At 64.3% G+C, this 25040-nt stretch carries 13 protein-coding genes; 5 read left to right on the forward strand and 8 right to left on the reverse strand.

What is annotated here, in order from left to right; all coding sequences use genetic code 11:
• Positions 1–53 precede the first annotated feature (53 nt).
• Positions 54–3155, forward strand: a complete 3102-nt coding sequence (locus NR164_RS24360) for a transglycosylase domain-containing protein (RefSeq protein ID WP_256823357.1) — start codon at positions 54–56, stop codon at positions 3153–3155.
• 82 nt (positions 3156–3237) lie between these two features.
• Positions 3238–8316: an NEL-type E3 ubiquitin ligase domain-containing protein gene (locus tag NR164_RS24365; RefSeq protein ID WP_256823358.1), complete on the forward strand. Its 5079-nt coding sequence runs from the start codon at positions 3238–3240 to the stop codon at positions 8314–8316.
• Positions 8317–8371: 55 nt separating this feature from the next.
• Here the strand turns inward: NR164_RS24365 and NR164_RS24370 are convergent, their stop codons facing one another.
• The 6 genes from NR164_RS24370 to NR164_RS24395 form a co-directional block, all read right to left on the reverse strand.
• On the reverse strand, positions 8372–9586 hold the full coding sequence (locus tag NR164_RS24370) for a hypothetical protein (protein ID WP_017844574.1): 1215 nt from the start codon (positions 9584–9586) through the stop codon (positions 8372–8374).
• A gap of 41 nt (positions 9587–9627) precedes the next feature.
• On the reverse strand, positions 9628–10098 hold the full coding sequence (locus NR164_RS24375; RefSeq protein ID WP_017844573.1) for a CS1 type fimbrial major subunit: 471 nt from the start codon (positions 10096–10098) through the stop codon (positions 9628–9630).
• Entirely contained in the window at positions 10095–10835 is a 741-nt protein-coding gene (locus NR164_RS24380; RefSeq protein WP_017844572.1) for a hypothetical protein, read from the reverse strand. Before NR164_RS24380 ends, NR164_RS24375 begins: the two co-directional genes overlap by 4 nt.
• Positions 10836–10953: 118 nt before the next feature.
• The gene (locus tag NR164_RS24385) at positions 10954–13473 is read right to left on the reverse strand and encodes a TcfC E-set like domain-containing protein (protein ID WP_102617526.1); all 2520 of its coding nucleotides are present in this window, start codon (positions 13471–13473) and stop codon (positions 10954–10956) included.
• A 114-nt stretch (positions 13474–13587) separates the two neighbouring features.
• Positions 13588–14079, reverse strand: a complete 492-nt coding sequence (locus tag NR164_RS24390) for a CS1 type fimbrial major subunit (RefSeq protein ID WP_046384572.1) — start codon at positions 14077–14079, stop codon at positions 13588–13590.
• Positions 14080–14524: 445 nt separating this feature from the next.
• Positions 14525–20236: a membrane-targeted effector domain-containing toxin gene (locus NR164_RS24395; protein ID WP_256823359.1), complete on the reverse strand. Its 5712-nt coding sequence runs from the start codon at positions 20234–20236 to the stop codon at positions 14525–14527.
• Positions 20237–20393: 157 nt separating this feature from the next.
• Between NR164_RS24395 and NR164_RS24400 the strand changes: the two genes are divergently transcribed.
• Both NR164_RS24400 and NR164_RS24405 read left to right on the forward strand, forming a co-directional pair.
• Entirely contained in the window at positions 20394–20963 is a 570-nt protein-coding gene (locus NR164_RS24400; RefSeq protein ID WP_017844567.1) for a PadR family transcriptional regulator, read from the forward strand.
• Positions 20960–21727: a siderophore-interacting protein gene (locus tag NR164_RS24405; RefSeq protein ID WP_177031884.1), complete on the forward strand. Its 768-nt coding sequence runs from the start codon at positions 20960–20962 to the stop codon at positions 21725–21727. The genes NR164_RS24400 and NR164_RS24405 overlap by 4 nt, the downstream gene beginning before the upstream one ends.
• Position 21728: 1 nt before the next feature.
• Here NR164_RS24405 and NR164_RS24410 read toward each other — a convergent pair whose 3' ends face one another.
• Positions 21729–22352, reverse strand: coding sequence for a Pr6Pr family membrane protein (locus tag NR164_RS24410; protein ID WP_017844565.1), 624 nt, complete (start codon positions 22350–22352; stop codon positions 21729–21731).
• A gap of 4 nt (positions 22353–22356) precedes the next feature.
• Entirely contained in the window at positions 22357–22590 is a 234-nt protein-coding gene (locus NR164_RS24415; protein ID WP_010212838.1) for a VF530 family DNA-binding protein, read from the reverse strand.
• A 210-nt stretch (positions 22591–22800) separates the two neighbouring features.
• On the opposite strand from NR164_RS24415, the gene NR164_RS24420 reads away from it, so the two are divergent.
• Complete coding sequence (locus NR164_RS24420) at positions 22801–24819, forward strand: TonB-dependent receptor (RefSeq protein ID WP_256823360.1); 2019 nt, start codon at positions 22801–22803, stop codon at positions 24817–24819.
• Positions 24820–25040 lie beyond the last annotated feature (221 nt).

The raw sequence follows: 25040 nt of genomic DNA on the forward strand, positions 1-25040 counted from the left end.
ACGACTAAGCTTCACCCAAGTCCGATCAATCTGCGTAAATGGATGAATCGACTATGGGCGCTTTATGGCAAACCGATTCGAAACAGGCTGCGCTGCCGACCGACAGCCCGGATCAACTGCCATTGCCACACAGCGCCCGCCGGCGATCCGGGTGGTGGCGCCTGGTGTGGCTGGTGCTGTTGCTCGCGCTGCTGGCATTGGGCTGGGCCGCCAGCGTGGAAATGCACACCTCGCGCCTGCAGGCCCGCTACCTGAGCCCGTTGGCCGCCACCCTCAGTTATCGCCTGGAGCCCGGCGCCAGCGATGCCATCGTGTACCCCGGCGACGGCCCGTTCGACCGGCGCCTGGGCTACAGCGCGCTGAATGAATTTCTACCGCGCCTGCTCAAGCGCAATTACCTGATCCAGGCCCAGACACGCTTCTCCCCGGCCTTGCTGGGCTATGCCGAGCACGGGCTGTTCGTGCCCTACGCGGAAAAAGTCCAGGCCGGCCTGAGCATCACCGATTGCCGCGCCGCGCCGCTGTATGCCTTCACCTACCCGCAACAGCTCTACGCCAGCTTTGCCGAGGTTCCGCCGTTGGTGGTGCAGAGCCTGCTGTTCATTGAGGACCGCGACCTGCTGGACCCCACGCAACCGCTGGCCAACCCGGCGGTGGACTGGCCGCGCTTTGCCAAGGCGGCCTGGTCGCAAGTGGCCAAACTCCTGCATCTGCCGGGGCAGACCGCCGGCGGCAGCACCCTGGCCACGCAGCTCGAGAAATATCGCCATTCGCCCGACGGCTTGACCTTGTCCGGCGGCGAGAAAATCCGCCAGATGATGTCCGCCAGCGTGCGGGCCTACCAGGCCGGGCCGGACACCTCGGGCAGTCGGCGCAATATCGTGCGCGACTACCTCAACAGCGTGCCGTTGTCCGCCGTGCCGGGCCACGGCGAAGTGCATGGCCTGGCCGAAGGCCTGCGGGTGTGGTACGGCGCCGACTTCAATCAGGTCAACCAGGCGCTGAGCGACAGCGCACAAGACCCGGCGAGCCTGGCCAGACGCGGCCTGGCCCTGCGCCAGGTGCTGTCGCTGATGATTGCCCAACGCCGGCCCTCGCACTACCTGACCAAAGGTCGCGAAGAGCTGGCGCAATTGACCGACAGCCATATCCGCCTGCTCGCGCAGAACCAGGTGATCCCCGCCACCTTGTCCGCCGCCGCCCTCGCCAGCCACGTGACCTACCGCGACTGGCAGCAGCAACCGACCCTCCAGCCGGTAGAAACCAACAAAGCCATCAACGTCGCCCGCAGCCGTCTCGCCAGCCTGCTCAACCGCTCGCTGTATGACCTCGACCGCCTCGACCTGTCGGCCACCAGCACCTTGCATTACGCGCTGCAAACCCAGGCCACCGACTACCTCAAGCACCTGGCCGACCCGACGTTCGCCGCGCAGATGGGCCTGCTCGGCCCGCGCCTGCTGACGCCGCAAAGCACACCGCAGGTGCGCTACAGCTTCACCCTCTACGAACTGACGCCCGACGGCGCACGCGTGCGGGTGCAGACCGACAACACCGACCAGCCGTTCGATATCAACGAAGGCAGCAAACTCGAACTGGGCTCCACCGCCAAGCTGCGGGTGCTGACCACCTACCTGCAGATCATCACCGAGCTGCATGCACGCTACCAGGCGCGCACGCCCGCCGAGCTGAAAAGCGTCGAGCTGCCCGAGCAGGATGTGCTCTCGCGCTGGGCGCTGAATTACCTGATCCAGCACAGCGACCGCGACCTGGCGAAAATGCTCGACGCCGCCCTCGACCGCACCTACTCGGCCAGCCCCGGCGAGGCGTTTTTCACCGGCGGCGGCCTGCACCGCTTCCATAACTTTCGCAACGAAGACAACGGCCGCAACCCGACCTTGCGCGATGCCCTGCGCGAGTCGATCAACCTGCCGTTCATTCGCCTGATGCGCGACCTGGTGCGCTACACCACCTATTCGGGCGAAGACAACAGCGCACGGTTGCTCAAGGACGACAACGACCCGCGCCGCCAGGAATACCTGGCCAAGTTCGCCGACCACGAAGGCACCGCGTTCCTGCTCAAGTTCTGGAAAAAATACCGCCACAAAGACACCCAGGCCCGGCTCGACACCTTCATGGACAGCCTGCACCCCACCGCGATCCGCCTGGCCGCCGTCCACCGCTATCTGCTGCCCCAGGCCAGCCAGGCGAGTTTCAACACCTTCGTGCGCTCGCACCTGAAAAACCTCAAAACCCCCGACACGCTCAGCGACGAGCGCCTCGAACGGCTCTACCAGAGTTACGGCCCCGGCGCCTACGACCTGCCGGACCAGGGCTATATCGCCAAGGTGCATCCGCTGGACCTGTGGCTGCTGGGCTACCTGCTCAACCACCCTGAGGCGAGCTTCGACGAAATCGTCAAAGCCAGTGAATTCGAACGCCAGGAGGTCTACAGCTGGCTGTTCAAGAGCCGTCACCAGAGTGCGCGTGACAGCCGGATCCGCACCATGCTGGAGATCGAAGCGTTCCTCGATATCCACCAGCGCTGGCAGGCCGTGGGCTACCCGTTCGACCATCTGGTGCCGTCGCTGGCCACCGCCATCGGCAGTTCCGGCGACCGCCCCGCCGCCCTTGCGGAACTGATGGGCATCATCCTCAACGACGGCGTGCGCTTGCCGGTGCTGCGTATCGACAGCCTGCAATTCGCCAGCGGCACGCCCTATGAAACCCGCGTGGTCAACGACCCGAACCGCGGCAAACGGGTGCTGCCCAGCGAAGTCGCCACGGCGTTGCGCGGCGCGCTGTCGCAAGTGGTCGACGCCGGCACCGCCAAGCGAGTGGCCGGCAGCTTCAAACTGGCGGACGGCACGGCGCTGGCGATGGGCGGCAAAACCGGCACCGGCGATAACCGCATCGAGGCCATGGGGCCCGGCGGGCGCATGCTCAGTTCGAAATCGATCAACCGCACGGCGACCTTCGTGTTCTACATCGGCGCGCATCACTTCGGCACCCTCACCGCGTTTGTGCCGGGGGCGTCGGCGCAGCACTTCACCTTCACCTCGGCCTTGCCGGTGCAGGTGCTCAAGGGCATGGCGCCGATGCTCAACCCGCTGCTGCAACCGGGCGACCCGACGCTGTGCCTGGCCCGCCAACCCTGACGCCCGGCTGCACTACCTATCTGCCACCGCGGCGCGACGCCGCCACACACACTCATGGATCACCCTTTACAGGACTTGATCCATGCCCGCTCTACCGTCACTCGACAGCGCCTTCAACGGCGCCCACTACGCGCACATCCGCGACGCCCTGCCGGCCTGGCTCACCCAGACCACGCCCGCACGCCTCGGCGCATTGAAAAGCGCGCGCCTCAACAGCCTGACCGCACCGGCCCCGCTCAAGGCCGCCATTGCCGAGCACTGGCAGCGACAAAACCGCCTGGACCAACGGCTCGCCGCGTTGAACGACGTGTACGCCTTCGCCGAACCGCTGCTCAAACACGCCCTGCGCGACTATGGCGCGGTGGATGTGCGCAACACCTACCTGCGCCTCTATGTCGAAGCCAACCTGGCCTGGTGGAAGATCAACATCAGCGGCGCACAGACCAGCAAGACCGTGTCGTTGCTCGATACGGCGCTGGGCAACTTCGCCGCCAGTGACGACTTTCTCGACTTCGCCTTCCTCGGCCCGAGCGATGCACGCGGCCAGCGCGATGTGCTGTCGATCACCCACCGCACCAGCGGCGCGCGCCTCACGGCGCAGGGGTTCAAAGACATTTGCCGCCAGCTGGATCTCGGCGCGCAGTATCAACTCAAGCTCAGCCAGGCCCTCGGCTTCAACAACCCGCCGCTGGCCCGCACGGTTCACGACGAGGTGGTCGCACGCCACAAAGCTGCGTTGAACAGCGCCGCCCACCTGGCCCTGGCCAAGGGCGACCTCGAGCCCGAGACGCACGGTTCGATGCTTGACCTGCTGAGCGACCGGCCGAGCCCGCTCCAGGCCTACACCCTCAGCGTGATGAACGTCGCGCTGGTGGGCATCGTGCTGTTTATCGCCGCGCCAGGCCCTCGGGTGATCGCCTATGTCGCCGACGACCCCGAACACCCGCTCAAGGCATACCCGTCGCCCCAGGCGTTCATGGCCGAACTGACCCGTCAGTTGCGCGATAAGGCGCGCTACCAGGTGTTCTTCAGCCAGTTCGTGCCCCATGCCGAGCGCGGGGCTTTTTTTGCCGGGCTCAATGCGCGCCTCAGCCACATCCAATGGCACCAAAAAGCCCGCACCGACAGCGGGCCGAGCTGGAAAGACACGCCGATCAGCGACCCCAACCTGCACTTCAGCGTGCAACGCTGGCAGGACGATTATCGCCAACGCCCGCCGACACCCCACGCGGACACCCTGTGGAGCTACCTGTATCGCGTGCAACTGAACAAAATCGTCAACGATGCGCGGACTATCGCCGTGTCCAGCACCGACGTCGAACGCCACGCCCGCTGGGCCTGGTGGGACAACCTGGAGCAGATGTTCGCCGACCTCCTCAATGCCGCGTTGCTGGTGCTGACGCCCTTCGTACCGGTGCTCGGCGAACTGATGCTGGTCTACAGCGCCTACCAGATCATGGACGAGGTGTGCGAAGGCGTCGTCGACTGGAGCGAAGGCCGGCGCACCGAAGCCTGGGAACATGTGGCGGGGGTGGCCGACAGCGTGATCCAGTTCGCCCTGTTTGCCGCGGGCGGCCACATCGGTCAGCTGGCGCGGCTCAAGCTCTCGCCCTTCATCGAAGGCCTGGTCCCGGTGCAGCGGGCCGACGGCAGCCGGCGCTTGTGGAACCCGGACATCAGCGCGTTCGCCCGGAAAACCCCGATCCCCGCCGATTCGATACCGTCGCCCGCGGGCCTGCATCAGCATGACGGCAAAACCCTGCTGGCCCTGGGCGAGCATCACCTGGAGGTGCAATACGACCCGCTCGGCGACGCGCACCGCGTGGTCCACCCCGAACGCCCGAACGCCTACCGCCCGCGCCTGCAATTGAACGGCGACGGCGCGGCGACCCACGAGGGCGAACGCCCGCGCACCTGGGAGCGTGCGCAGTTGCTGCGACGTCTCGGGCATCGGGTGCAACCGTTCAGTGACACGCAGCTGGAACAGCTAAGGGTCGCCAGCGCCACCGAAGACGGCGCCCTACGCCGCATGTACGAGTACAACGAAACACTGCCGCCGTTGCTCGATGCCGGCCTCAAACGGCTCGAAGCGGCCGACTCCATCCAGGCGGCCAGCGAAAAAATCCGCGCCGGGCAGGCTTTGAGCGCCGACCCGAGTTCGGACTGGTTCGAGCAGATGGTCACCGAACTCGACGGTTGGCCCCGGAACAAAGCACTGCAAGTGTTCCTCAAGCCCGACCTGAGCGGCAGCTCGCACCGCTATGGCGCTGCGCAAGCCAGCGCCGCCGACACCTTGCGCATCAGCCTCGGCGAAGTGCTGTCCGGGCACTTGCCGGAACGGGTGCTGGGCTTTCTCGATGAAGCGGCAATCACCCGCCTGCTGGGCGCCGAGGTGCCGAAGTCGCAGCGGGTACACGCGTTACGCGAGCAACTGGCCGACTACGTATTGAGCCAGAGCCGCGACATCGCCCCGGCGGTCTACCGCGCCCGTGAAGAGAGCGACGACCCCGGCATTATCAGCCTGCGCCACGACCATCCCGACCTTGACCTGAGCCTGGCCCGCCGCCTGCTCGACACCGCCCGCCCCGCCGAACGCCAGGCCCTGGCCGCGCACCGGCGCGGGCCGTTGCGTCTGCGCAACCTGGCCGACGAGCTGCACGTGGCCGCCGAGGCGGCACGCGCCTACGAAGGCTTCTATCCACCGGCGTCGCCCAGCCCGGCCACGGAAACCCTGGTGCTCAAGACCCTGCAATTGCACGCCGACGTGCTCAGCGACCTGCACCTTGAAATCCGCAACGGCGCCGTCACCGGCCCCCTGCGCAGCCAGGCCGGCCCGGACACTGCCACCACTCGCCGGGTGTTGGTCCACAACAGCCTCGGTTATGCGGTCTATGACGGTGCCGGCCAACCGTTGCACCGCCCGGCCAATCTGTACGAAGCCGTGTTGTCGAGCCTGCCCGCCGCGTCGCACAGCGGGCTGGGTTACCGCCCCGGCGAAGGCGCAGACCTGCGGCACTGGCTGATGACCGCCCTGGAACCCTTGGCCGAGCGCCGCACGCTCCTCGCTGAGCCGGCGACTCACCGGGTGATGGAGCGGCACACCCAACAGTTGCTCGGCGGCCCGCTGCTCAGCCGCTGCCGCGCCGCCCCTGCCGATCACCCGGCAACGTTTGCCAGGGAGGTCTTGCAACGCTTGTTTCCGAGCCTCAGCGAGCAACGGCTGAGCCGCTTTATCGAGGCGATCCCCACCGACCAACTGGGCACCACCCTGAACGACCTGACCCTGGAGAAACAAACCCTGCACAGCCAATTGCAGACCTGGAAACAATCGCCCACCCATCACCCCAAAGGCAGCGTCCAGGAGCGTCAACAACTGGCCAGCCGCAAACGCCTGGCGCTGCTCCTCGAACAGACCTGGGCCGACCGCTACGCCGAATACACCGACGATTGGGGCCGCACCCAACACGGCGCGCGCGTGGACCTGAACGGCATGCCGCTACCCGAATCGCTGCCCGCGCTGACCGTCAACTTTGAACATGTGACATTCCTGGACCTGAGCCAGAGCAGCGTCGGGCAAACCCATTGCGGCTTGCTCAAGCACTTCCCGGCGCTGCACTCCCTGGACCTGAGCGACAACCACCTGACCAGCCTGCCGGTCGAGCTTGGCGCGATGCGTTTGCTGCGCAACCTCAACCTCGCGAGCAACCGCCTGGCCCTGTTCCCCGAAGACGTGACGCGCCTGCGCAACCTGCGCCGCCTGCAAGTCCTGATCCTCAGCCACAACCCGCTCAGCCTCGCGCCGGACATCACGCGCATGCCCAACCTGCGCCGCCTCGACCTCAGCCACACACAGATCGGCCAATGGCCCCGCGGCCTGTTTGCCCACCCCAGGAACGATGCGTTCGACCTGAACCTGAGCGGCAACCCGATCCGCGCCCTGCCCACCCTGACGCCGGAACCCACGGCTGCGCGCACCGTGGCGCGCACCCGCCTGGACCGCAACACGCTGAACGACGATCAGCGCACTCTGTACGAACGCTACCGCAGCGAGGCCGGGCTGGACCCCTATCGCACCTATGAGCCCCAGGGCAGCAGCGATCCCTGGCTGGAAGGCGTCGACGCCAACACCCGGCTTGTCCGCGAGCAGCTGTGGGACGCCGTCGAAGACGAACACGGCTCCCAGGGCTTTTTCGAAGTCATCAAATTGCTTGAGCCGCCCGAGTTTTTCGAGAACCCCCAGGACCAGCAGCGCTACGCCCGCAACCAAGCGGAACTGACGCAACGGGTGTGGCGCTTGATCAACGCCACCCACGCCGACAGCGCCCTGCGCGAGCGCTTGTTCAAGCTGTCGAGCTTCCCCGGTTTGTGCGGCGACGGCGGCGCGCAGATTTTCAATGAGATGGGGATCGAGGTCATGGCCAGCGAAGCCCGGCGCTTTTCCGCGTCACTGGCTGAACTCGAAGGCCGGCTGGTGACCCTGGCCAAGGGCGCGGCGCGCCTCAAACACCTGAACCTGGTGGCCCAGTCGGACGTCGCCCGGCGCCTGCGGCCCATCGACGCCGGTGGCGAAGGCCAGCGCCTGCGCTCCGAGCTGGTGGACGGCGAGGCCGGCGAGGTGGACGAAGTGGATATCCACCTGGCCTACCAGACCGCCCTGGCCAACAGGCTGGATTTGCCCTGGCTGTCGGACCACATGCTCTACCGCGACACCGCCAATGTCAGCCCGGACCGCATCCAGCAGGCGTACACCACGGTAAGGGAAATGGGCCAGGGTGACGGCCTGGTCAACCAGATGCTGCTCGAGCCGTATTGGGAGACCTTCCTGCAGGAAACCTACGACAACCGCTATCAACAGAATCTCACCGAGTACACGCACAAGTTCTACCGCCTGGACGACCTGCAAACCCTGCAGACGCAATGGCGCGAAGAACGGGAGCCGCAGCAAAAAGCCCAGCTCGCCGAGCAGCTCAAGGCCCTGGCGGACGAACTGGACACGGCCGAAAACCTCGTGCTCAGCGACACGCCGATCAGCGACGCGCTCTACAACCGCCTGCTCAACGACCTGGGCTACAAGGAGAAAGACTGGATGCGCGGCCTGACCCGCACAGCCCTGAAAAACGCCGCTCAACAGCGTAACCGGGCGCCGTTGTCCGACACATGAGGGCACTGCAGGCGCGCGCATGCCCGCGCATGCCCGCGCCTGCAACCCCCGCGGGTCACACCTCCGAATCCCAGATCACTGTGACGTTCCCTTCATAGGTGCCGGACTCACCGGGCTGCAACATCGTCTCCACATCGTCGCGCGCCACTTCGAAATGCAGGGTGCCAGGCTTGCGGTCGACGAACATCGTCGACAGCAACAGGTGCGTGCCGCTGCCGTCCAGCCGCAGCGGACGGCGCTGGACCGGCTGGCCCTCGGGGTCGACGATGCCGTGGGGCATGGTCACGCCGACCTGCAACGGCACCGAGCGCCCCGACCTGGCGTCACGGATCCGGCAGGTGTTGTCTGCCGCCTCGACGTACTGGCATTCCATGCCGATCCTGAAGCGCGCGGTGGAATAGAAGTTGAAGGTCTGGTCCCTGAACAGCCGCGTCGGTTTGCGCCCCTGGCTCAACCAGCCTTGCCAGCCACCCTGGGGCAGCAACTCGACGCGCTCACCGCCCGGCGGGATCTCGACCTTGAGGATGTGATCGACCGAAAGAATGAAATTGAGGGTGATCTGCTCATCGTTGGGTAACATCACGTTGCCCAGGTCGAAGTCCTTGTGCGGCCCGACGCTGTACGTCACCTGCCCGCGGTAGGTCCCGGCCCTCATCCCCAGGGGATCGGGCGTGACCAATTCGTAGGTGAAACCGAGGCCATCGAACCAAAATGTCTCGGCGGGGATATGGCTGGCGGCTCTTTGCGCACACCCCCTGACACCTTCCGGCAAAAACCAGGTGAACGCGAAAAGCCATTGGTTGCCGACACTCACCCCGCTGGATTGACAGGGTGGCGGTGGATAATCGTGTTCCCAACGCACAGTGGGGTCCTGCCGCAGCCACCGGAACACCATGCCAATGCCACTGATCCGGAACTGAAGGGTTTCGGCCTCTCCCGTTTCGTCATGCACGACGGTGATGTTTCTGCGTTCGGTCGGCGCATGAAACAACAGATGATTGCGATCGTCTCCACCCGGCACGATCGGCGCGCTCATCCGAAAATCGATCGGAAGACCGATGCTGTAGCGCGTCTCGTTGCAGTACTGCGGCGCCCAGGTGCAATAGCTGTTACCCGGCGGCGTGTGGTTTTTGAACACGTTGCGCGCCGGCTGGCTGGGGTCCGGCCGGAACGAGGCCAGGATGTCCACGGTGGCCGCCGTTACGTCGGCGGGCAGCCCCACCAGCAGCCCGGCCAACCACAGCCCCAACACCTTGTTTTTGATTTGCATGGGTTCACTCGTTCTGAAAAAACTCAAGCGTGGCCCCCGGTTCATGGGCGCAACGCATCGAAAATGATCTGCACGTTGCCGAAGTACTGGCCGGGGAGGTAACCGTCCTCAGGCTTCTGTGCGGCAATTTCCAGCAGCACCCGTTTGCCGACACGGGCCTCGGCTTCCGGCACCACGCGCATGGCGTCGAGCCCCAGCACCTGCTGATTGAAGGTGACGGTGAGCGCAATGTTGTCGCGGCCGTTGAACAGCACCGGTTCATAGGCGAGGTAGGCGTCCACCGCGCCCAACACGTTTTTCACATCGAAAGGCTCGCGCAGCGCACTCAGGGTTTCAGTCACCGGGTTCCAGCTCAGGGTTTGCTCACGCTCCAGAAAGCCGGGGTTGAGCGGCAATACATAGAAGTCACTGGTGGGGACTTTGACCGACACCTGGAACACCGCCTCCTCGCGGGCGGCCAGGGCGCTGAAGCTGAGCGCGCTCAACAGCGCCAACACGGCCCAGCGGCTCATCCTTTCACCTCTTGATTCTTCTGCGTGTCGCCTTCCACCAGCTTGAAGGTGTAGTGGCGCCCGGTTTGTTTATCGAAGGTAAAGGCACGCCCCGGCAGCACGTGGTTCTTGGTGGTCGGATGGCAATCGGTCGGCTTGCCGGCCACACAGTTCTTGAACTCGTCGACCACGATTACGCTGTTGCCGTTGTTGCGCAGTTCATAGCGAGTGGCGCCATCGTTGATGCGGGTGTCGTAGCGGGTGTCCTTGGGGCGCACGAAAAACACCGTGCCATAGCCGGCCAGCACGCTGACGCCGGCCTGCAGGGTCTTTTGATATTCCTCACGCTCTTCTTCGGACAGGGCAAACGCGTCCTCTTTTTCCGGCACCACCGGGATGTAGCGCACCCGGAAGTAACGCTCGCTGGCGCGCTCGCCCATGTACAGCAAGCGCGTGCCCTGCATGCCGTTGGCTGGCACGATCAGGCGCGCGGGGCTGGCCATCAGGCCATCGCGGGCGCTGGCGTCGGCCTGGGATTGCACGGGAATTTCCTGGGGCACGCCGCTGGCGTCGTAGACGATTTCGAGGATCTCGACCTTGACGAACGCGGTGCTGGTGCCGCCGTTGAAGATGCGTTTGAGGTAGCTGCTCTTGCTCCCGTCCAGGTAGTCATAGACCACGCCGACGTTGATATTCGGGCCCGCCTGGACCCCCAGGGAAACCATCCACACGCCCAGGATTGCGGCTAATACTTTCATTGCTTTACACCTCATTAACGGTTGGCCTGAAGCCAACCCACTCGACTTGCGAAGCGCAAATACCCGCGCCCGAACAGGCCTATCCGTATCGATGTTCATGGCTTACACCCTGTGCGAATCACCCCGACGTCGGGCGCTCGAATGCGCCATCGGCCAAGGTATCCGGCGTGCAACGCAGGTCGCCGATCATCAGCACGTCGTTTTCACTGCGGGCCTTGCTCGGGTCGAGGCGGAACTGACAGAGCAACTGGTTGCCCCGGCGCACTTCCAGGGTGGGCGAGCCGGCGTTCATTTCCATCGAGAAGAACCCGTCGACCTCGCTGACGCCACGGCTGGCATGGTTGATCACGTGATGGCCCTTGAGCGGGCGGCCCTGCGGGTCGAGCAGGCGACCGAGCACGGTGACGGTTTTCATCACGCGGATCTTGCGGTAGTCCACCCCGCCCTTGTTGATGTGGTAGGCGCTGCGCGGCGGCTGGATGTTCGCCGCCGGCGGGTGGTTGCCGTCGAAATCGAACGCCACCGAGCCGGTCCGGTAGGCGGTGAGCGGCACGAAGTTGCGCCCCGGCCGCAGCGCGGTGCTGCCACCGCTGAGGTCGTCGGCGCGCAGGGTGATGTCGTCGAGGTCGGTTTCCACATCGACGATCATGCCCGCGCCGTCGCCGTGGTACTGGCTGGTCAGGGCCATCTTCCGGCCGCCGACGGCGAAGGTGCTGTGCAGGTTGAGGCCGCCGGTGAGGTTGCCGTTGAAGGAGGAGCGCTGGGCAAACGCATCGCCTGCGAGCATGTCGCCGTGGAAGCTGGTCATGCCGGACAGGCCGACGCCGTAGGTGTCGGTCAGCACGGTGGCCGAGACGTTCTGCAGCACATGGCCGCTGAGGTCTTTGCGGTAGGTCAGCGAGCCATTGTTGTCACGCTTGCCGTCGCGCGAGGTGCGTGAGCCGATGCTGCCCGACCACTGCTCGCCCGGCCCACCGAGGGCCAGGTTGAGGGTCAGGTCGACGCCACGGTTGCGCCGGTCGCCGGTGCTGCGGCTGGCGGGGCGGTCGAACAGCGACAGGCGCCAATTGGCATCGCTGCCGAACAACCGGTCGTGCTTGCTCCAACCCAGGTCCAGGCCGACGCCCTCGACGTTGCCCTGGCTGTGGGACAGGCGTGCATTGAGCGAATGCTGGTTGATCAGGCGGTGATTGATCGACAGCGACGAGGTACTGGTCTGGCCGACGAAGGTTTGCCGGGTGCGCAGCCGCGTGCCGTCGGGCAGCGTGTCGTAGGTGTTGCGGGTGTCCAGCCAACTGCGGTTGTGGCTGGCGATCACGCTGCCGGCGCCATAACTGTAGAGGCCTTGCACGTCCATGCCGGTGCCGTGGTCCTGGGTCTGGTAGACGTTGGCGTACAGGCTCGCCTGGGTCGCCAATGTCCAGTCGATGGAAGCGCCGTATTGCATGCGCTCCTGCACCTGGCGCCCGGACAAGCCGACGATCACGCGCGGGTGCAGCAGGTAATTGAGCGAAGCGCCGGCGGTCATGTCGCCTTTGTCGCGTTGCTCCCAGTTGTTGAACAAGGTGCTTTCGCGGCCGGCGAACACGTTGTAGCGCCAGCGCTCGTCATGGTTGCGCCAGTTGTTGGGCTTGTACACCAACTCCTGGGTGGTGGCAGTGACCTGGCCGTCCTCGACCAGGCGCACTTCCACTTCATAAATGCCACCGGGCAACGGCCGCGTATCGATGCTCTGCAAACCGGCGGCCACCGCCTGGGTGTTGATCAGCAGACCGTTGCGATAAATCTCCACCGAGCCCTGGCGGTTGGAGGTGACGTAGATCGGGTACACGCTGGGCTTGGGGTTGTTGATAGCCAGGCTGTCGGAACTGCCGAGCATCACACCCACGGCGATATCCGGCGCGGCGCCGAACGCGCGCGGCTGGCGATTGAGCCCCTCGGAGGTGGGCGTGAAATAGCCCAGGCGCAGGAACTGGCCTTCGAATTCGCGCTGGGCGTACAGCGAATACAGTGCGTGATAAAGCTGGGTGTCCGGCCCGCCGAGGCGTGCCAGTTGCAGGTTGAGCGCATGGCTCCAGTTCCCCAGGCTGCTGCTGGCTTCAACCCCGAAACGTCCGCCGAGTTCCTGCGCTTGGCCGCCGTTGAGGTTCAACTGGTTGCTGACAATCAAGCCCGTGCTGCCGTCCTGGGGCTGGTGGTAATAACGTTGATGATCGGTGTCATGCTCGGCGTTCTCCGTGAGGATCGAGACCAGCGAGTTTTCCAGGTTGTAATGCACCGCCAACATCTTCTCCGGGCAGGTTTGCGTGCAACTTCCCAGGGCCGCGCCTTGTTGCAGGTAGTCGCTCCAGGTATCGCGCTCAGCGGGTTGTATCGGGCTGTCGCTGATATCGGTAAAGTCTAGCAGCGTGAGGCGGTCATCGCGCGAAAGTATCACCATCGCCTCGCCCAGAAAGACTTCGTCGCGTTCGATACGCACGGCCAGGGGCACATCAAAAAAATGCTCTTCGAATTCGCTCGGCAAACCTTTCGCCTGAGCCAGTAAACTGCGTGGCGTATAACTGTTATCAGCCGTCGCCCAGGCAGCCGAACAGGCAAGCAGGGCCAGCGCCGCCGCGATGGGTTTCATCGGGAACATGAACTTAATACTCTATGGCGAACTGCAAACCATCTGGAAACCGACCGCAGGCGAACACAACCTGCGGGCGGTGGGTGTGATCGATAAGGCGCGGCCTTATCGCGTGCCGGGTGCTTAGAAAGCGGTGCGCGGCACGTTGTCGAAGATCACGGTGGCGACGCTGGTGTAGAGACCGGTCTGGGTGTCCGCCGGCTTGGCGGCCTTGATGGTCATCATTTTTTGCAGGCCGGGGTTGGACTCTGCGTCGGCGGCCACTTCTTGCGGGCTACCGGTCAGGGCCACGGTGCCCAGGGTGATGGTCAGCGGGATCGAGTCCGTGCCGTTGGTGAGCGCCGCCGGGCCGTCCTGCAGGTAGGCGTCGATCGAGCCACCGGTGTTTTTCAGGGTGAACATCGAGGACAGCGTGCTCAGTTCGCCGGTCACGGTGTTGTAGGTCATGATTTCGTCGCGACCGAAGTTGGGGTCCAGGGGCTGGGCGTGGAACTGCTTGGTAGGGATGTCGGCCTTGATGTTGATCGTGGTGCTTGCATCGTTGGCGGCCATGGCAGCCGAAGAACCCAATACCGCAACAGCCAGCGGGAGCAGAACAGCAAACTTCTTGATCATGCTTGAATACCTAGTAGTCATTTAAAGGAAGGCGGTTAACTAAAAAGCAAGTCAAGACTCACTTCCAACTAACAGCGCGGCGCAATGTTCATTGTTTGGCTGAACATTCAACGCCGGGAAATATTCGACCAATGCGCTTTAAAAGTAAGCAGGCAAGCTCCGAGAAACATGCAGGCCAATAGGCCATTACGCTGGAGGAAGAAATGCAATAAATACGATTTTTAAAAAAACGACTGTAAGACGTTAATGACACACAGATAATTCAATAAAAGCAGTACAGTTATCAAGAGACACTTAACGCACAACTTCACATCTGTAGTATAGGGACTACACGAGGGCGTCACTCTACGCCTTCAACGGCCGCTGCCTAGATTGACGACGGTGTTATTGACGTAGGATCTGGACTTTTCCACCCCCCTGCCCGCGCCAGCAGGGGGGGTCAGGTTTACTGGACGTGGGTGAGTTTCACCACCTGATCGAGGGCCGAGAGCAGCCGTTCGAACGCGCTGAACCGCTCGTCCTTCAGTTCTGCCCAGCGCTCGATGAAGAAGCGGCCTTGATCGTCGATCTGCACCGGCGTGGAAAGGATCTCGCCGCTGCGCGAGTGATGCACCAGATTCACTTCATGGGGTGAAAGCTGCTCGACCATGAACTGTCCCGGTCGCGTCAAGCGTGAACGATCGGCGGGAACATAGGCGCGAGGAGGACGCATGCCAGGGACGCCGACAGCCAGGGTGAAGTCGCTGCGGATCGCCGTCAGCCGGTTGGGGTACAACGACGATCCGTAGGCGACGGTCCATTGCAGCCCTGAGCGCAGCTCGCTGGCAGTGCCCGCCGGTACATCTGAGAGCCGCAGGCTGATCGCCCCTTGCGTCTGGGCCACCCCCGCAATCCCTTCGACCGAATGCACATGGGCATTGCCCATGTGCGCCACCCACTTGTGCGCGCCCTGGGCGGCCTGGTCTAGACGGATGACCTCGCCGGCAAAGAAGTTGAACATCGCAATGCGCGACGTCTGCGGCGCGCTCATGCCCTTGGTGTGGTAGCTCGATACGCAATCCAATGCGCGGATGCGCAGGCCGTGTTTGCCTGCCACTTCCACCACGCTGGTGTACGTGTGCGGCCCGCGGTACTCGGGCATGTGGCCCCGGTCGAGGGTCCACAGGCGGTCTTTGAGCGCTGGGGGCAATACGCCCGTGCGCTGGAAGGTATCCAGGTCGGCCTGGTGCAGGTCGGTGAACAGGTGCTCCATGTACAGGGTTTTGACGCCTTGCTGCTTGAGCGCCTTCATCTGATCGATCAGCAGCGCCTTGCTCGATTGCTCGACGTGGCTCTCGCAGACAATCAGCCCCCGAGCGTGTTGGTAGCTTTGCGCGATAAAGTCGGCGGGCGTGGTGTTCGCCGGCAGGTCCGGCAACGTCGGCCTGGGGGGCAGTTCAGGAGTTTTGAAGAACGCCTGCGCCGCTGTGTTCAGGCGCTCGCGGGTCTTGCGGAAGGCGCTTTCGGCAGCGGCGATTTTCGGGTTGAGCGACCCATAACGGGTGTCGAACGCATGCGCGCCTTTGCCCATTTCATGCAGCTCGGGGACGAACCGCGAGTCGATGTCGAACTCGCTGTACGCGTTTGCGCGGCCAGGCGCGGTGACGAATGCCGGGGGCGCCGTGTAGGCGGTTTGCAGGGTCAGCTTGAAGTCGGCTTTGGCCGCCGGGTCGTCGACGATCGCACCGGGCGTATCGTTCCAGATGCCCACCGGTTGGCCGGGGGCGACGTCTTCGACGCGCACACTCAGGGTCTTTTGCAGGTCGGCCAGGCCCGGGGTCTGGGTGTGCGTGTTGAGACGGCGGCTGTCGACCAGGGCGACCCACCCTTCGCCGGGTTTTGCGCCGAGGTCGGCCTCGATCAGCGTGTGGGAGTAGAAGTTTCGCTGGGCGTTGGGCCGAGGGCTGACCAGCGCGCCGTTTTTCAGGTTGAAGGCTTTGTCCACCTCGTAGCCGGTAGACGCGTCCAGCCCACAGACGGCGATGTTTTGCCGGCGCGCCGCAAGGATCAGGGCGCGATAGGAATGCGGCGAGTCGTTGGCGATCCCCAGGGCTGCCTCGACTTTTTTCAGGTACTCGCTGATGTGCCAGTAGCTGCCGCCGGCGTTGAACTTGTCCAGTTTGCCCCGGAACAGGTCCGCCGGCAGGTACTCGATGTACAGGCGCCGCACGCCCTGCTCGTAGAGGGTGTGCATATTGTCGATCAGCAGCTGTTTGGCGGCGAGCGAGCCAGGCACGGCGCCCACCACCAAGCCGGGGTTTTCCTTGAAGGCGCTTTCCAGGATGTGCCGATGGCTCGCGCTGGCTTCGAAGGCCAGTACATCGGCCCTGGGAACGATGGGATTGAGCTGGGCGAAGAACGTGTCGGCATCGCCGCGCAACTGCAGGTAGGCGTGCAGGTAAGGGGCCTGGAGCGGGGCCATTTCATAGGTCAGCAGGCTGTCGCGGGTGCCCTCGCCCAACAACTCATCGACGCTGGAGGTGTTGCGAAACTCCACGCTCAGAACGCTTTCGTAGTCTTTGGCCAGCTCCGGCGGAACTTCATAGCGCTGCAACGCGTGGGGGCTTGGCGCGGGGCGTTTCGGCGCCCCGCCGGTGAGGCCCGAGCGCACCCAGCGGCCCTCGGCGTTCTGGTTGACCAGGCGTGCGGTCGACACGAGTTTGCCGCTCACCGGGTCCTGGCGAAACAGCAGATAGCGACCCAGGGCATCGGGGGTTTTGCCCGCCCACAACGGCCGGCCCTCGAACCACACCGCCTGCATACCGGCGAGCGTGGGGCTCGGCGGCTGCAGTTGTTGGATCAACGCCATGGCCTGGCGCGGCGCTGCTGGGCGCATGAGGTGGCGCATCGGCCGGAGCAGCGGGCCGATGGACTTGAGTGCCGGGCGCAGGTCGGTGAACACTGCGCCGAGGCTGTTGCTCAGGTAGCCGACGAAGTGTTGCAGCGCCGCATCGGTGTCGCCCTGGTTGTAGGCGTGCAGGGCCAGCATGCCGTCCTTGAGCGCCAGCAGCAGGCCCAGGCTCAGGCTCAACACCGGGAACGGCGCGGTCGCAATGGCGATCAGCGGTTCGAGGCAACTCCAGACCAGGCCCATGATCATGTCGGTACGATTGACCGTGGTGGCGGCAACGTCGTCGATCTTGCGTTGCAACTTCATGTCGTGCAGCAGGTGACGCAGGTCGAGCACGGGCGGCACGCGCTCGATCGCGTCGTAGCGCGCCAGGCTCAGGTCGGTGCTGTTGAGGTCTGCGGGCAGGCCGGCCTGGGCGGTTTGCAGAAAACGCCGCACGCGCACCCGGGACTGCACACCGACGCGGGCGCTGAAGTAATCGAGCATGCCGTCGACTTTTTTCAGCAGGTAGTTGAACAGCCGGGCTTCGCGCAAGAACACGCCGTCCGGCGCCTGCGGTGTATAGAGCAACACCGGGTTCGCGCCGTGGCTGAACAGCAAGGTGTCGATCACCCAGTCGCCGTCGATCATCAGGCGATGCACGTTGTAGGTGCTGCGCGTCTCGACCGAGGTGTCGTCCAGGCTCTTGATGGCGCGTTCAAACCAATCCAGATCGACCTGGGCGATATGGCCTTTGAGGCGCGATTCGAGCGCCGCGCTGTGCAACTGCAACTGGTTGATCGCCAGCGTTGCGTCGCGGCGCAGGGCATAACCGGGGCTGGCCGGGTTTTGCAGTTTGGCCTGGACTTCATCGGCGTAGCGCTGGCCGATCCATACGCCGCGCACCGAAAGCGCGACGTTGCGCGGCGTGAGCTTGCTCAGGTCGACCCCGGCCGGGCCCATGAAGGTGGCGACGGCGTCGAACCTGGCGTCGAGAAACCCCAGCGAATCCTCATAACCATCGCGATACAGGCGGGTGTAGGACACCGACGCGGGGCGCGTCAACGCCGGGAAGTCTTTGGGGTAATGCACCCACACCGTATCGGGGTCGACATCGTTTTGCCGCTGGCGCCCCAGCAGGGCGTTGAGCTGCGTCTTGGCCTGGGCATGCAGGAAGCGCTCGAAGCTGATGAAGCGGGCGTCGGATAACGGGTTTTGCGCATAGGTGTTCGCCGCGCCTTCGGCGTTTTCCGCCAGTTGAGTCAGTTGTCGACGCTGGGCCTCGGTGGCGGCCCGGTACCACATCGGGGTGCCCCAGTGGTAATCGTCGGTCTGCACCTGCAGCAGTTGGGCGCGCAGGGCCTTGAGGCAATCGGCGTGGTCGGCCGCCTGGCTGAAGGTGACGTGGCGATATTCCTGGCGCGCCGGAATGAAGCCCAGGCCAGCCATGAACGTTTCCAGACCCGCACGGGACTTGAGGGCGACTTGCCCCAGCAGATAAGCGCGCATGGTTTCGTCCGCGCACCAGCCGAGGATATGCGCCTGGCAGCCGGTTTCCGTGTCGAACCCATGAAACTGCTGGGCCTGCGGCGCTTCGGGGGTACACAGCAGCAAGCGCTGGATCGCGCCCTGCTCGTCGCGCTCGCGCAGCAGCCAGAGGTCCTTGAGCACGCAGCCATTGAGCGCAACGCTGCTCGCGTGCAGTTGCGCGTCGGTGCCGCGACGCAGGCGGGTAACGCGTTGATAGTCGGCCTCGGTGATGTGGTTTTGCAGCGTGGCCGTGTAGGCCAGGGCATTGATGCGGCGGTCGAGCATCTGTTCGATGGCGGCGTGGATCTGCGGCTTGGCGTAGTACTCGCGGCGCACGGCCTCAAACTCCGCACGCGGTTTGAGGCTGTCGAGCAGGCTGACCAGATAGGCCGGGGTCAGGTCTTGATAGCGCTCGGGCAGCGGCGCGTCGGCATACGTGAGGGTGGTATTGAGCAAAAACGCCGAGCCGGGCAGTTCGTCGCCGGTGTGCAGGCCGCGCAGCGCCAGCGCGGTCAGGTTGTGTTTCTGCTCGTAGGCGCCGACCCTGGCCACACTGCGGCGCGTGCGGACTTGCAGGCGGTCGGGGTCCAGGTCGGTGATTTCCAGGTCAGCGGCCAGTTGTTCGAGCAACTGATAGCGCGCCAGGGCCTGCGGCGAGGCGGCATGGCCGAACAGGTTCAGCAGGGCTTGGCGGGCCTCGTCGTACTCGCTCAGCTGCCGCGCCAGGGCCTCGCGCTGGTGGCTCGGCGCGTTGCGATACCAGGCCGGGGCGCTGTGCTCCAGGCAACGGTCGAGCAGGCGCTGGGCGCGCAATTCCAGGCGCGGGCTGAGGTCGGGCAAGGCCGCGCGAATTGCGTCGTCCAGCTCGGCAAGCAGCTGCCGGGCGCTATGGTCGGGGTTGGCGTCCAGGCTCAAGGCCCAATCGATATCCAGCGCGCGTTTGGCCAGCCTGGCATCGTAGGTGTGTTCGCACAGCGGTTCGCTGTTGATGGGGACCAACTGCAGCGGCCAGACGCCCATGACGGACAGCCCCCAGTACCGGCGCGGCAGCAGGCGCATGAACTCCTTGCGCCAACTGCCGACCGCCATCGTCTCGCGCAGTCGGCGGTTCATCTCGGCCAGCGAGCTGAACGACTCGAAGCCACGGGCCGGCGTGAACAGCACGACGTAGCCGGCATCGTCGGCCGGGGTCAGCTGCGCGACCACGGGGGTGTTTTTTTCGGTCAACACAAAGGCCCCGGCGAACTCGATCGTCTGGGCTCGATAGCTGAACGTCAGCGCATAGATGCCCGGTCGAAAGCTCGGCCCGAGCCCCAGGTTCTGCACCAGGCGGGCCTCTTCACGATGCAGCAGAGAGTCCTGGATGTTGAGCCTGGCTTCGAGTTCCAACGCGACCAGGCCGGCGTCGTTGGCCATGAACGTGCGCAGGCTTTGGCCGCCCAACACCCCGGTTTCGTCCAGTTTCTGCAAGTGCGCCGTGAGGTCGCGCTTGAGCGTCGCCAGCCGTTGCTTGCCCTCGTCACTTTGCAGGTCGGCCTGCGCCACATCGGCATACAGCGCACGACAGCGGTCGAAGTGAGCGCGCGCGTGCGCCGTGAGCGTCTGGTTGAGTTTTTCAAGCTGTTGTAACTCGACGGGGAGCGGCCGCTTGGACAGTAACGGGGTGTCGGTTTCGAGCAACTGGTGACCGATCTGATGCAGATACCCGCGTATTTCCAAGGAGGTTGGCGAGTAAGGGGGAGAAATCAATGTGCTCATCGCACTGGCTCCATGCACATGGGAAGAGCCATCAGCATGCTGGGCGCATCACGCGGGACGGTGGTAGTTAAGTAGGCCGCGACCGTTGGTCGACTGATCTTGAACAGCCTAAAGATATATCTTAAGTTATATCTTAACCAAAACGGAGAGACCCAAAATGAGAGAGCATCATCCCCATTCCCACGGCGACGGCCGCGACGGCTTCGAAAAACGCCCCGGCCGTGAACGCGGCGGTCGCGGCCCACGCGTGTTCGCCCCCGGCGACCTGAAGTTGCTGTTGCTGGCGCTGATCGCCGAGCAGCCGTGCCACGGCTACGACCTGATCCGCCAGATCGAAGGCCTGTTCGACGGCGCCTACAGCCCCAGCCCCGGCGTGATCTACCCGACCCTGACCTTCCTTGAAGAAAGCGAATTGATCAGCGGCGATGCCGAAGGCGGAAAAAAACGCTACACCATCACCGACGCCGGTCGTCTTTCTTTAAGTGAGCAGGCGATTGCACTGGAAGGCGTGCGAATGCGTATCGACGTGAGCAAACGCTCGCTGCGCGGCCATGATCGCCCGCCCGAAATCCACGAGGCGGTGCATAACCTGCGTCATGCCTTGCAACTGCACCACGGACGCTGGAGCGCCGAAGAAATCGCGCGGGTCGCCACGCTGCTCAACAGCACCGCACAAGCCATCGTCGACGGCCCGGCCGTTCAAGCTGTCCAGGGGGAAAATCAATGAATACGCCCGTCATCCATCGCGTCAGCCACGAGATCAAACGCCGTCGCCTCGACGTGCTGCGGGTGGTCGATATCACCCCGCGCATGCGCCGCATCACCCTCGGCGGCCCCGAACTGGCGGGGTTTGTCAGCCTGGGCAGTGACGATCACATCAAGCTGATGTTCCCGCAGAACGCCGCCGAGCAAGCCGCGCTGCAAAGCCCGACCTTCAGCATCAAGGGCGATGGCCCGCAGCCGGCCATGCGCGACTACACGCCACGGCGTTTCGACCTGAGCCTCGGCGAGTTGGACATCGACTTCGTGCTGCACGGCGACGGCCCCGCCTCCACCTGGGCCGAGCAGGCTCAAGTCGGCCAGCACCTGTACATCGGCGGCCCACGGGGCTCGATGATCGTGCCGGACATCTTCGACAGCTACCTGCTGATCGGCGACGAAACCGCCCTGCCCGCCATCGCCCGCCGCCTCGAAGAACTGCCGGCCGGGCGCACGGTGCTGGCGGTGATCGAAATCGCCGATGCGGCGGAACGGCAAGCACTGCAAAGCGCGGCCGAGGTAGAAGTGATTTGGGTGGTGCGCGGCCAGACCGACCTGCTCGACACCGTGCGCGCACTGACGCTGCCGAGCGGTGCGCTGTACACCTTCGTCGCGATGGAAACCAAGCTGTCGCGCCAGGTGCGCCGGGTGCTGCTGGATACGCACAAGGTCGATGAAGCGTTCCTCAAGGCCGTCGGCTACTGGCGCGCCGAGGGCAGTGAGGAAGAATGAGTCATCCGTGGGGTTTGATGCTTTTATCCAACCCCACCACCGCCAGAGCAATCAGCACGAACCCCGCCAGGATCCCCCCGGCATTCACGAACACCTGTGGATAACCGAGGGTGCCGACGTCGAAAAACGGGTACTGGTATTGCCCGAGCAAATCCCCGCGCAGCAGCACATAGGCGAAGTACACCAACGGGTACAACACCCACAGGCCAATGTGTTTGCACTGCAACGTGCCCTTGGGCACACAGCGCCACCAGTAGACGACAAACAGCAGCGGCATCACGTCGTGCAGCAATTCGTCGGCGATGAACTGGAACCCTTCGGGCTGCCACAGGTGCCGCAGCAACAGGTTATAGGCCAGGCTCACCAGCACGATGCTGGCGACAATCGCGCTGCTGACCCTGGGCGCCAGGAAAAACCGCTTCGCCGCTGAATCACGATCAACCACGGCGTAGCTCAGCACCACCACCACCAGGGTGTTGGTCAACACGGTGAAGAAGCTGAAGAAGTTGACCAGCCCGCCCAACAGGCTGGCGCCCGTCGACCAGCGCGAATAGAAAATCAGGTATTGCTGAATCGCCAACCCCACCCAACCGGCCAGGGCCGCCGCCGTCACACAGCGTTTCATGGGCTCAGTCCAACGGGCGTTTGGTACGCATCAGTTTCACGTACAGCCCTTCGACTTTCTCCCGCGCCCACGGGGTTTTGCGCAGGAACGTCAGGCTCGACTTGATGCTCGGGTCGCTCTTGAAACAGCGGACATCGATGCGCTCGGCCAGACCGCTCCATTCGTAGTGTTCCACCAGGGTGGTGAGGACGTGTTGCAGAGTCACGCCGTGAAGCGGGTCGTTGCTTGTCGCGGTCATGCCAGGCCTTTTGCAAAAAGAGGAAATACAGCCGCGCACCTTAGCCGACGGGGCGAACAGGTGGAAGCACCGCATTGAATATAGCCCCTGGGGAAAAGTTGCCCTTTTCAGGGCAAAAGGAGATGTTATATTGTAACGATAGTTATCAACCGTAAGCTGTTCGTTACCGTTTGCCGCCTTCTCTTTTTATCGTTTGCCAAGGAATGTCCGATGTCCCTCTCCTCTGCCTGGCGCTTGTCGCCCCTCGCCGCCGCCCTGCTGATCTGCTCCGAAGCCCATGCGCTGGAACTGCAACCCCAAGTCATCACCGCCAACCCCCTGGGCAGCGCGCAACTGGCTTCGCCGACCACCGTGCTGGAAGGCGATGAGCTGACCCTGCAGCAAAAAGGCAGCCTCGGCGAAACCCTGAACAAGCAACCGGGCGTGTCGTCGTCCTACTTCGGCCCGGGCGCCAGCCGACCGATCATCCGCGGCCAGGATGGCGACCGCATTCGCCTGCTGCGCAACGGCGTGGGCGCGCTGGATGCGTCGTCGCTGTCCTACGACCACGCCGTGCCGCTGGACCCGGTCAACGTCGACCGCATCGAAATCGTGCGCGGCCCGGCGGCCCTGTTGTACGGCGGCAGCGCCATCGGCGGGGTGGTCAACACCTTCGACAATCGCATCCCCACCGAAGCCATCGAAGGCATCCACGGCGCCGGCGAATTACGCTACGGCGGCGCCGACACCACGCGCAGCAGCGCGGGCAAACTCGAAGCCGGCAACGGCACCTTCGCCCTGCACCTGGACGCGAATGCGCGGGAATTCAACGACCTCAAAATCCCGGGCCAAGCCCGCAGCCGCCACGCCCCGGAAGCCGAAGACGGCCCCGGCAAAAACGGCCGCCTGAGCAACAGCGACGGGCGCCAGGACGGCGGTGCGCTGGGCGGTTCCTACACCTGGGACGACGGTTATGCCGGGCTGTCCTACAGCACCTACGACAGCAACTACGGCTCACCCGCCGAACAGGCTGTGCGAATCCGCATGAAGCAGGACCACTACGCGTTTGCCTCCGAGGTACGCAACCTGCAAGGCCCGTTCACCTCGGTGAAACTCGACGCCGGCTACACCGACTACGAGCACCGCGAAATCGAAGGCGGCGAAACCGGCACAATCTTCAAGAACAAAGGCTATGAAGCCCGGGTTGAAGCGCGCCACCAGCCGCTCGGCCCGTTCGACGGCGTGGTCGGCGCACAAGTGACCCGCAACGAGTTCTCAGCCCTCGGCGAAGAAGCCTTCGTGCCGCAGACCGACACCAACGCCGGCGCGCTGTTCATCCTCGAAGAAATGCAGGCCACCGAGCGCCTGAAACTCAGCCTCGGCGGGCGCCTGGAGCACACCAGCGTCGACCCGGACAGCAAAGGCAACGCGCGCTTCGCCAATGCCGACAAGACCAACGACTTCACCGCCGGCAGCCTGTCGTCCGGCGCGGTGTACACCCTCACGCCGATCTGGTCGCTGGCCGCAACCCTGGGCTACACCGAGCGCGCGCCGACCTTCTACGAGCTATACGCCAACGGCGCTCACGTCGCCACCGGCACTTACGAGTTGGGCAACGCCAACCTGAAGAAAGAAAAAGCCGTATCCAGCGACCTCGCACTGCGCTTTGACAACGGCACGCACAAGGGCAGCTTCGGCGTGTTCTACAGCCGTTTCTCCAACTACATCGGCCTGCTGGGCACAGGTCGCACATTGAACGACGAAGGTGAAGAAGACGCCGGCGGCATCCCCGAATACGAATACTCGGGAGTGCGCGCCCGTTTCGCCGGCTTTGAAGCCCAGGATCACTGGAAGCTCGGCGAAGGCGCCTACGGCAAGTTCGCACTGGAACTGTCGGGCGACTACACCCGCGCCACCAACCTCGACACCGGCGAAGCCCTGCCGCGCATCGCACCGCTGCGCCTGAACAGCGGCTTGCTGTGGGAACTGGACCGCTGGCAAGCGCGCATCGACATCGAACACGCCGCCGGACAAGGCCGTGTGCCCTCCAACGAAAGCGGCACCGACGGCTACACCACACTGGGCGCCAGCGCCGGCTATCGCTTCAACGTCGGCGGCAGCCAGTGGCTGGCATTCGTCAATGGCGAAAACCTGACCAACCAAACCGTGCGCTACGCCAGCTCGATCCTGCGCGACATCGCCCCGGCAGCAGGCAGAAGCGTACAAGTGGGCCTGCGCACCACCTTCTAACTATCCAAAAAGAACCGCCCCACGATGCAAAGCGAGGCTCTTGACCTGCTTTTGATCCAAAGCACCCCACAATGCGAAGCGAGGCTCTTGATCCGCTTTTGATCCAAAGCACTCCACAATGCGAAGCGAGGCTCTTGATCTTGATCTTGATCTGAGGCGCCCCGTTAAACCACGCTGGCCGAACGCAGGCTTGAATCCGTGGGTAACCCGGCAGGACGCCG

The sequence above is a fragment of the Pseudomonas sp. Pse79 genome, from assembly GCF_024519615.1.
GTDB lineage: Bacteria > Pseudomonadota > Gammaproteobacteria > Pseudomonadales > Pseudomonadaceae > Aquipseudomonas > Aquipseudomonas veronii.